Origin of the sequence: Polaromonas sp. CG_9.11, assembly GCF_015752225.1 — a bacterium.
Lineage (GTDB): Bacteria > Pseudomonadota > Gammaproteobacteria > Burkholderiales > Burkholderiaceae_C > Polaromonas.
The window spans coordinates 1-7,796 of record NZ_JADOVE010000048.1 but is presented as its reverse complement, the minus strand read 5'-3'; the positions used below and the strand labels follow the sequence as shown (position 1 = coordinate 7,796).

Here is a 7,796-nt window from a genome sequence, read left to right as displayed (position 1 = left end):
AGTGATGTGAATGCGGTGTTCTGGTCATGAAATGAAGCTGTCGGGCAGTTAGCCATCAAAGAATTGGATGCGACAACAATTCTGACACCCGGGGGAACCCTTTTGCCGTGAGTCGAGCACCGGCCAGGCGCTTGTGTGCCTGCATGCGAATGCCAGCAGTTCATCGCAATGGCGTCAACTCATGGAGAGCCTGGCACTCCGCTGTCACGTGATGGCGCCTGACACGCATGGCGCCGGAAAGGGTCCGGCCTGGCCTGTCGACCGCCCCCTCAGCGTGATTACCGCAGTGCCTACACGCTGCCCTGGTGCTCAACTACCAAAATGCGGGCTTCGCACCGAGGAAGAGCCACATGTTCGCAGCCTACCTCGGCGAAAAATACATCACCTGTTGACAGTACCACTGAATATTCGCGCCCTGAATCTCTGACATGCATATCAACAACACCGTCGAGGACCGCAAACACTTCCTCACCATCGTTGACATGCCATTGGTAGGGCTCGTTTGTCCAATGCAGTCTCGTTGTAATACCGTTCATGTTCGCAACGTCGATTGCGCCCCAAGCTTTATCAGCGGTGAACTCCTTGCTCCGAATCACTCTCATATTTCTTCTTTCGATAGATAAAGTAGCAACATTACCACCCGGTCTTTGCCGCCCCAGACATTGCGCACGATGATGATTTGGCGGTCAAAGTTGCATCCTTGGTACACAGGCTCATGCACTCCATCAAACGCCTGTCGGTTCTCCATAGCAAGCGGGTCAACAAGGCGGTAGGCCCAACCAGCTTTGTCGTGATTGCTCCTTTGCTACGCCTCAAGTGCCCGCTGGCGCAGCCCCCATCTGCCGGCGTTCCTGGCCACTACAGCGGGGGCGCAACACGTTGCGCGCCTGAGTAAGCAGCATGCTCAGGTATCGGTCGCCGCGCTTGAAAATATATTCCCGGTAGCGGCTTGCACCCCTACGCCAGCACTTGCTCAAACACCAGTCCGTGCAGTGCGCCCGCGCGAAGCCTTGAATCTGATGGCCGCTGAGATGTTCCGGCAGTCACTGCAATGCTTGAAGGACGCATGGCGTAAATCAACGCCCTCTTGTGCTCGGTGTTGCTGAATATATCGCCAGCTTCCAGTACGTAGTCATTCGGGTCGTTGTCCAGCGTGATCCACACCGCACCTTCGCGGCACACGATCCGCATGCCTGCGGCATCGGGCACGTTGAACAGGGCATTGCGTTCCACGCTCAGGTCAAAATGGTTGGATTGGTTGTTCATTGTCTTTCCTTTAGTATGCTCAGTGAGAATGAATATACTGGCGCATCCCAACACCTTCAAACGGTAAATTGGAATTCATTGCATGCAAATTTGGAATGCGAAACTTACATCTTCTGCGCCTTCGGCTGGCGTCCCCCGCTCGGAACTGCCCCGGCTGGATTTGCTGCGCAGCTTTGAAGCTGCGGCCCGCTTACTCAGTTTCACGCTGGCAGCGCAAGAGTTGTCGTTGACCCAGTCAGCAGTGAGCCGACAAATTCAAATGCTTGAGTCCGACTTGGCTGTGACGCTGTTCGAACGGCGCCACCGCGCGCTGACGCTTACAGAGGCCGGAAAAGTGATGCAGCGCGCCGTGGTGGAAAGCCTGGAGCGTCTGCGCGACGCTACCGCTCGCGTGCGGGGAACAGCGCCCCCGCGCCAAGTGGCCATCACCACCACACCGAGCTTTGCCTCACTGTGGTTAATTCCGCGCCTGGCGAAATTCACTGCTAATCACCCTGGTGTGGATGTGCGGCTTTCTGCCACCATGGAAGTCCTCGAACTGGAGCGAGCCCGCATTGATGTGGCCGTGCGGTTTTCGCCCATTGCCAAGGGATTGGGAAAACCCCTGTTTGAAGAGTCGGTATTGCCGGTATGTGCCCCCCAGTTGATCACCAAAGGCGTGCACCGGTTGGAGAAACCGGCTGATCTACAACACCACACCTTGCTGGCATTTGAAACACCGCACGGCATGGCGCTCACAGTGGATTGGACGCCATGGTTTGAAATCATGGGCGTGTCGGATCTACCCATGAAAAGCACCATACGCTTTACACAATATGCGGATGCTGTCGCTGCCGCAGTTGCGGGTCAGGGCGTGGTGATCGGGCGCATGCCTTTACTCAATGAACTGATGCGGGCCGGCAAGTTGGTGGCCCCATTCCAGGGGCTGGCGGCATCAGAGCGGGGGTTTTTCGTTGCAACCTCGACGCGTGCGACTGGCAACCTGGATGCCCAAGACTTTGTACGATGGCTGCGCGCTGAAGCCGAATTGGTTTGAGAGATCGCGCAGCAAAGACAGTCGCCGTTGGCGCTTCCGGATAGTGAAGAGCAACCTCCAACCCTACTGTCCTTAAAGGTTGCGTCCTTTTTTGCTAGGACAGAGTCTTCATGAACTTCAAATTTGGAGGTGGTATTCGTTAGTCGCGACGCTTGCCAGACGTACGAGCTCATTGATATCTTCGTCCGCAATTTCGCGTGTCGTATCAAATAGATTGACTCTGATAAGTTTGGGTTAAGGCTGAAGTACAGCGTGTTTTGTAGCATACCGTGAAATTTCGCTGTTGCGACAAAGCAGGAATTGGCGAAGCATGCTGGCGTAGTTCCCGTGTGCCGCCCCCCCCACCGAAGGCCTTGCCGCGAGTGCTTGCCGCCATGCTGTCACACGTGGCGTATTGGCGAAGAAGCCAAAATCTTCGAACGATTCAAATACCTCGAAGTAGCGAAAGATCGGACCAAACACCGCGTCCACCATGGAAAATCGAACCCCTTCGAAGTAGGGGCCCGCGCCAAGCACCAACTCGATCTGCTCAAACCGGCTGCGTAGATCATCAATTTTCTCCCGCAATGCCGCGTCGTCGGCAGCGTTGTAGAACGCACCAATGGCATTGATCACAGCAGAGCCGAACTCCATCCATCCCCGGTGCCGGGCACGCTCCAAGGCATCCTCTGGATGAAAACGTGGCAATGCAGTTTCATCCAGATATTCGCAAATCACGGCAGATTCGAAGACCGGCACGTCGTCGACCAACAAAACAGGCGTCTTGCCAAGGGGTGATATCTTCAGGAACCACGCCGGCTTGTTCGCCAAATCGATGTCGATCCGCTCGTATGGAATGCCTTTTTCCGCCAGAACAATGGCAGCCCTTTGCACATAGGGGCACAGGTTGTGACTGACAAGAACAAGTTTTGAAGTCATGGCTATGCCCTCAAATGCTCAGAATCAGTCGATCGCTGCGGCGAATGGTGAAAGCACCATCGCCGATCAGCCACAGGGAAACGGATGCCACCGTCAGGAAAATGGGGTATTCCCATCCGCCATTGGGGCTCGTAAAGACCCAGCCATTGCCGAAATGCACAGACGCGGCCGCCAGCATGACCGGGACCAGCACCAGAGAGACCTGCCGGGCGTAAAAGCCAATTACCAGCGCCATGCCTCCCAGCAGCTCTACTGCGAAAACCGGATAGGCCAGGAAGCCGGGGAAGCCAACACTCTGAAAGAACTGCGCGGTTCCCGGAAGGGTGAATACCAGCAGCTTCAACAGGGCGTGCGCGATCCACATGATGCCGAGACTCACACGGAGAATTGATATACCCACTTGGGTTGATTGATCCGGTTGTTTACTCATTGCATTTCTCCATTGGGTTGACGATGGAGAGACTGTAAGCATTCATTAATGCAATAAAAATAGGCAACAATGCAAGCAATGAATGCACAGATGCAATATAAAATTGAGGCTTCAGACCTTGGCGTCGTCCTAGCGCTGGTTCGGGCAGGTACTTTGGCTGACGCGGGAGAGCGGCTGGGTGTCGATGCGTCAACCGTGTTCAGAACAGTGCAGCGGATTGAAAAGGGCTTGAGGATTCGGCTGTTTGAGCGCTCCCGTTCGGGCTATCTACCAACTGAACTGGCACAAGAACTCTCCGCGCATGGGGAGCAAATGGAGGCGCAGCTAGAAGCAGCGCGCTCTGCGGCCCAGATTAGTCCAGGGCAAGTCTCAGGCACTGTGCGCGTTACCAGCACAGACACCATCATGCATGGATTGATAGCCCCTGCGCTCAAGCAGCTTTTGTTGAGCCACCCACTGCTGTCGTTTGATCTGCACACAGGCAATGAACTTGCGAACCTGACGCGCCGCGACGCCGATATCGCCGTAAGGGCTACGCGCGGGCCGCCACAACATTTGGTTGGCAAACATATCGGCCCCATTCGCGTTGCGCTTTATGGCTCGAAGAAGGATGGTCCAAAGAACTTTGACGCCGAAGTTGCTGCAAGAACGCCTTGGGCGGCGCCCGATGACGCCCTGCCAGAGCACCCTTCGGTTGTCTGGCGAAAGAAGCATTTTCCAAAGGTGATTCCCGCCTATCGAGTCGGCAGCATTCTGACTGTTTCCGAACTGGTCGGGCAAGGCGCCGCGATAGGATTACTGCCAGTGTTTTTGGCTCGAGATCGAAGCGAGCTCACGCAACTGACAGACGTTCTCGACGAGTGCCAAACAGAGCTTTGGCTTTTAACGCATACTGATGCGCGGCATTTGCGACGCGTAGCTGCTGTTTACTCGTGCCTTCTGGAAAATCTGAAACTGACCTAACGCCTTGCTGGCTGTTAATGGCGAGCGACCGATGCAACAGCGTGGATTGCAGAGGCCTCAGGAATGAAAGACAGCTAGTTGCAATGACTTCTCGATAAGTCAACCGGCAAGAAAAACGTGTACTGCAAAGGCTGCATTTGTCCGTTTGAGCTGGCACGCGCGCACCGTTTTGGCACATAGCCCCATTTTGGTAGTAAAAAAAAGCCCGTTTTTGTTTGCAAACACAGTGACAAACGCTCATTCTTGGCTGATCAAATCTCGCCCTTGACTGACAGATTTGAAAGCTTGCTTACGGTCAGGCCTCTAAGCCACCCGCGACCGCAAGATGGTCAATCAAGGCTCGCGTCTTCAGTGCAAGATACCGCCCTGGGGTGTAGACGGCCTGGATATTTCCCGTGTAAGGCGGCCCAAACTTCCACTCTTGCAGCACCTGCACGACTCGCCCGGTTAGCAACGACGCGCTGGCGGTGAAGTGGGGGATCAACCCAATACCTCCTCCGGCTTCAACAACTGCAAGTATTGCGGCACTGTTATTGATTGCGGCGCGCACCTTCACCTTCACCTTCACCTTCACCTCAGACCCGCTGCGACTCAGGTTCAGTTCGTTGCCAAAAGGGCCGTAACCCAGTAACACGCACAGGTGTTCAGCGAGCGCGCCCGGCTCAGTTGGATTTCCGCGCCGTGAGAGGTAGCCAGGTGAAGCAACCAACACATAACGCATCTTGCCAAGCTGGCGACAAGCTAGTCCGGGTGCAATTTCCGATGCAATTCGAATGGCCAGGTCGACCTCTTCCTCGATCAAGTCCACCTGCCGGTCAACCAGCGTGACCTGGACGGTGACCGCGGGATTGTGCTCAAGGAATGAAGCAAGCTGTGGAGCCAACCAGACCTGCCCAAGCACAACGGGTGCACTCACACGTACAACCCCCATCGGCTGCGCGCCGTACTGGCCTGCCAAAGCACGAACTTCGCGCGCATTTGACACGATGCTTTCACAACTTGCGTAAACCTGCTGTCCCAGTTCCGTCAACGCAATGGATCTTGTGGTTCGGTGAAGCAGTCGTCCGCCGATCTGCTTTTCAAGACGGCCAACATGTCGGCTGACAGCTGGCGTTGTGATACCCAATTGTCGGGCCGCGGCAGTGAACCCACCGCGATCGACCACCGTGGCAAACACGGCCATTTCGTTGAGCAACTCCATCATGATTGTTGTCCCAGAGTAAACAGTCCTTAAATTGTACGAGAGCTTGTTGCGTCAATGGACTAAGTTCACACTCTCTCTCGCAAGCGACGCAACTTGTTTGGAGCCTGGATACCCAGAACCGGGTCAGCTGGGACACCCGCCAATCCCATAGGAGTTAATGTGAACCTGTCCTTCAATACCTCGCAGCGCAAGCTCGGTGCTCAAGGCCTGACCGTATCCGTGATCGGATTGGGATGCATGGGAATGAGTGACGATGCCTACGGACGAGCCGACGATACGGAATCGATTTCGACCATCCATCGCGCTGTCGACCTTGGCGTGACCCTCATCGACACGGCAGAACAGTACGGACCTTTTAACAACGAAATTCTCATCGGTCAGGCCTTGCAAGGCCGCCGGCATCAAGTTGTGCTTTCCACGAAGGTTGGTTTCCGGATTCAGGGCAATAAAGTAACCGGCCTCGACAGCCGGCCTGATCAGATTCGATCGGCCGTCGAAGGCTCGCTTAAGCGCCTTCAGACCGATTACCTCGACATTTTGTATCAGCATCGCGTAGATCCCATGGTGCCGATTGAGGACGTCGTTGGCGCAATGGCTGATTTGGTGAGCGCAGGAAAGGTCAAATACCTCGGCTTGTCCGAAGCGGGCGCCCAAACCATTCGGCGCGCTCACCAGGTTCATCCGATCAGCGCCATTCAAAGCGAATACTCCTTGTGGGAGCGAAACCTCGAGCAGGACATCTTGCCTCTATTGCGAACGCTCGGAATTGGCTTGGTGGCTTTCAGTCCGCTGGGTCGAGGATTCATGGCTGGTACGGCAAAGCGCGCCGAAAGCTACTCCCCGAGCGACTTCCGATATGACGACCCGCGCTTGAAGGGCGGCAATTTCGACAAAAACATGGCGGCTGCTGAGGCGGTTCGACAGGTTGCCGACGCACAAGAAGCGACTACTGCGCAGATTGCGCTGGCATGGATCCTCCGGAAGCACTCCGATGTAGTGCCAATTCCCGGCACCAAGCGTCGGCCTCATCTAGAGAACAACCTGGGCGCACTGCGCATTCAACTCAGTGATGACGAGATGAACAAACTCGAAGCGTCACTCGCCTCCATCGCGGGGCCCAGGTATAGCGAAGCCCGCATGGCAATGATCGATCGCTAACAGCCAGTCGACTCCAAAACAAAACACAAGATTTTTAGCTAACAAATTCGCAATGCCGTCACTGCCTCACCTCGCACCGGGATACTTTCCATGAACTCCACCACCACATCGATCACCACGACATCGTCCCAGTTCTCGGGGAGCTGGCGCATGGCCTTGGCGATGGCAATTTCAGGGACGATTGGCCTTTTTGTCATTGAAAGCGGCCAATCACCTCTCGTCGTAGTGTTTATTCGCTGCCTCATAGGCGCACTGGGCCTCGCAGCGTGGCTGACCCTCACCGGGGCCTGGACAAGAATGAGCTTAGTCGATGTGGCATGGACCGTCGGTGGTGGACTGTCTTTGGTACTGAACTGGTTATGCCTCTTCTCATCGTATCGGTACAGCAGCGTTTCGGTGGCAACGGTCACCTACCACACCCAACCCTTTATGCTTCTAGCCATCGTCGCCATCTTGAAGCGAGAAAGTCTGGTTCTGTTCAGACTGCCATGGCTGGGTCTTGCATTTAGCGGTGTTGTTTTGACGTCGCAATTTCATACTAACCAAGAGGCAGGGAGCAACTGGATTGGTGCTGGCCTCGCATGCTCTGCGGCGTTCCTTTATGCCGTGGCCACTCTGGTGACCCGCCAGCTAAAGCACCTTCCCCCTGCACAAATAGCAGTCTTCCAGTTACTTGTGGGCGTATTGATACTCCTGCCATTGAGCATCAATTCGATAGAGCCGATGACCCCCTGTGTCAGACTAGTTGTCGCCTCTAAAAAATACTCTTTTAGACGCACCGACAACAATGAAGCAAAAATATTCCGAAGCATTTATCGAAC

9 protein-coding genes are annotated in these 7,796 nt (G+C 55.1%); 4 read left to right on the top strand and 5 right to left on the bottom strand.

Annotated features, from left to right (window positions below; all coding sequences use genetic code 11):
• Window positions 1-290: 290 nt before the first annotated feature.
• Window positions 291-602, bottom strand: coding sequence for a cupin (locus IWX85_RS19725; protein ID WP_196870923.1), 312 nt, complete (start codon window positions 600-602; stop codon window positions 291-293).
• Window positions 603-957: 355 nt separating this feature from the next.
• Window positions 958-1,266 (bottom strand): DUF2917 domain-containing protein, encoded by a 309-nt coding sequence (locus IWX85_RS19720; RefSeq protein ID WP_196870922.1) that lies wholly within the window; start codon window positions 1,264-1,266, stop codon window positions 958-960.
• 82 nt (window positions 1,267-1,348) lie between these two features.
• Between IWX85_RS19720 and IWX85_RS19715 the strand changes: the two genes are divergently transcribed.
• Complete coding sequence (locus IWX85_RS19715) at window positions 1,349-2,302, top strand: LysR substrate-binding domain-containing protein (protein WP_196870921.1); 954 nt, start codon at window positions 1,349-1,351, stop codon at window positions 2,300-2,302.
• 234 nt (window positions 2,303-2,536) lie between these two features.
• Here IWX85_RS19715 and IWX85_RS19710 read toward each other — a convergent pair whose 3' ends face one another.
• Entirely contained in the window at window positions 2,537-3,220 is a 684-nt protein-coding gene (locus IWX85_RS19710; protein ID WP_196870920.1) for a glutathione S-transferase family protein, read from the bottom strand.
• 10 nt (window positions 3,221-3,230) lie between these two features.
• On the bottom strand, window positions 3,231-3,650 hold the full coding sequence (locus tag IWX85_RS19705) for a DoxX family protein (RefSeq protein ID WP_196870919.1): 420 nt from the start codon (window positions 3,648-3,650) through the stop codon (window positions 3,231-3,233).
• 78 nt (window positions 3,651-3,728) lie between these two features.
• Here IWX85_RS19705 and IWX85_RS19700 point away from each other — a divergent pair, with 78 nt between their 5' ends.
• Window positions 3,729-4,613, top strand: a complete 885-nt coding sequence (locus tag IWX85_RS19700) for a LysR family transcriptional regulator (RefSeq protein ID WP_196870918.1) — start codon at window positions 3,729-3,731, stop codon at window positions 4,611-4,613.
• A gap of 295 nt (window positions 4,614-4,908) precedes the next feature.
• Here the strand turns inward: IWX85_RS19700 and IWX85_RS19695 are convergent, their stop codons facing one another.
• The gene (locus IWX85_RS19695) at window positions 4,909-5,817 is read right to left on the bottom strand and encodes a LysR family transcriptional regulator (protein ID WP_196870917.1); all 909 of its coding nucleotides are present in this window, start codon (window positions 5,815-5,817) and stop codon (window positions 4,909-4,911) included.
• A gap of 165 nt (window positions 5,818-5,982) precedes the next feature.
• On the opposite strand from IWX85_RS19695, the gene IWX85_RS19690 reads away from it, so the two are divergent.
• Both IWX85_RS19690 and IWX85_RS19685 read left to right on the top strand, forming a co-directional pair.
• On the top strand, window positions 5,983-6,975 hold the full coding sequence (locus IWX85_RS19690) for an aldo/keto reductase (protein ID WP_255529495.1): 993 nt from the start codon (window positions 5,983-5,985) through the stop codon (window positions 6,973-6,975).
• A 90-nt stretch (window positions 6,976-7,065) separates the two neighbouring features.
• The coding region (locus IWX85_RS19685) for a DMT family transporter (protein ID WP_196870916.1) at window positions 7,066-7,796 on the top strand (731 nt) is incomplete at its 3' end.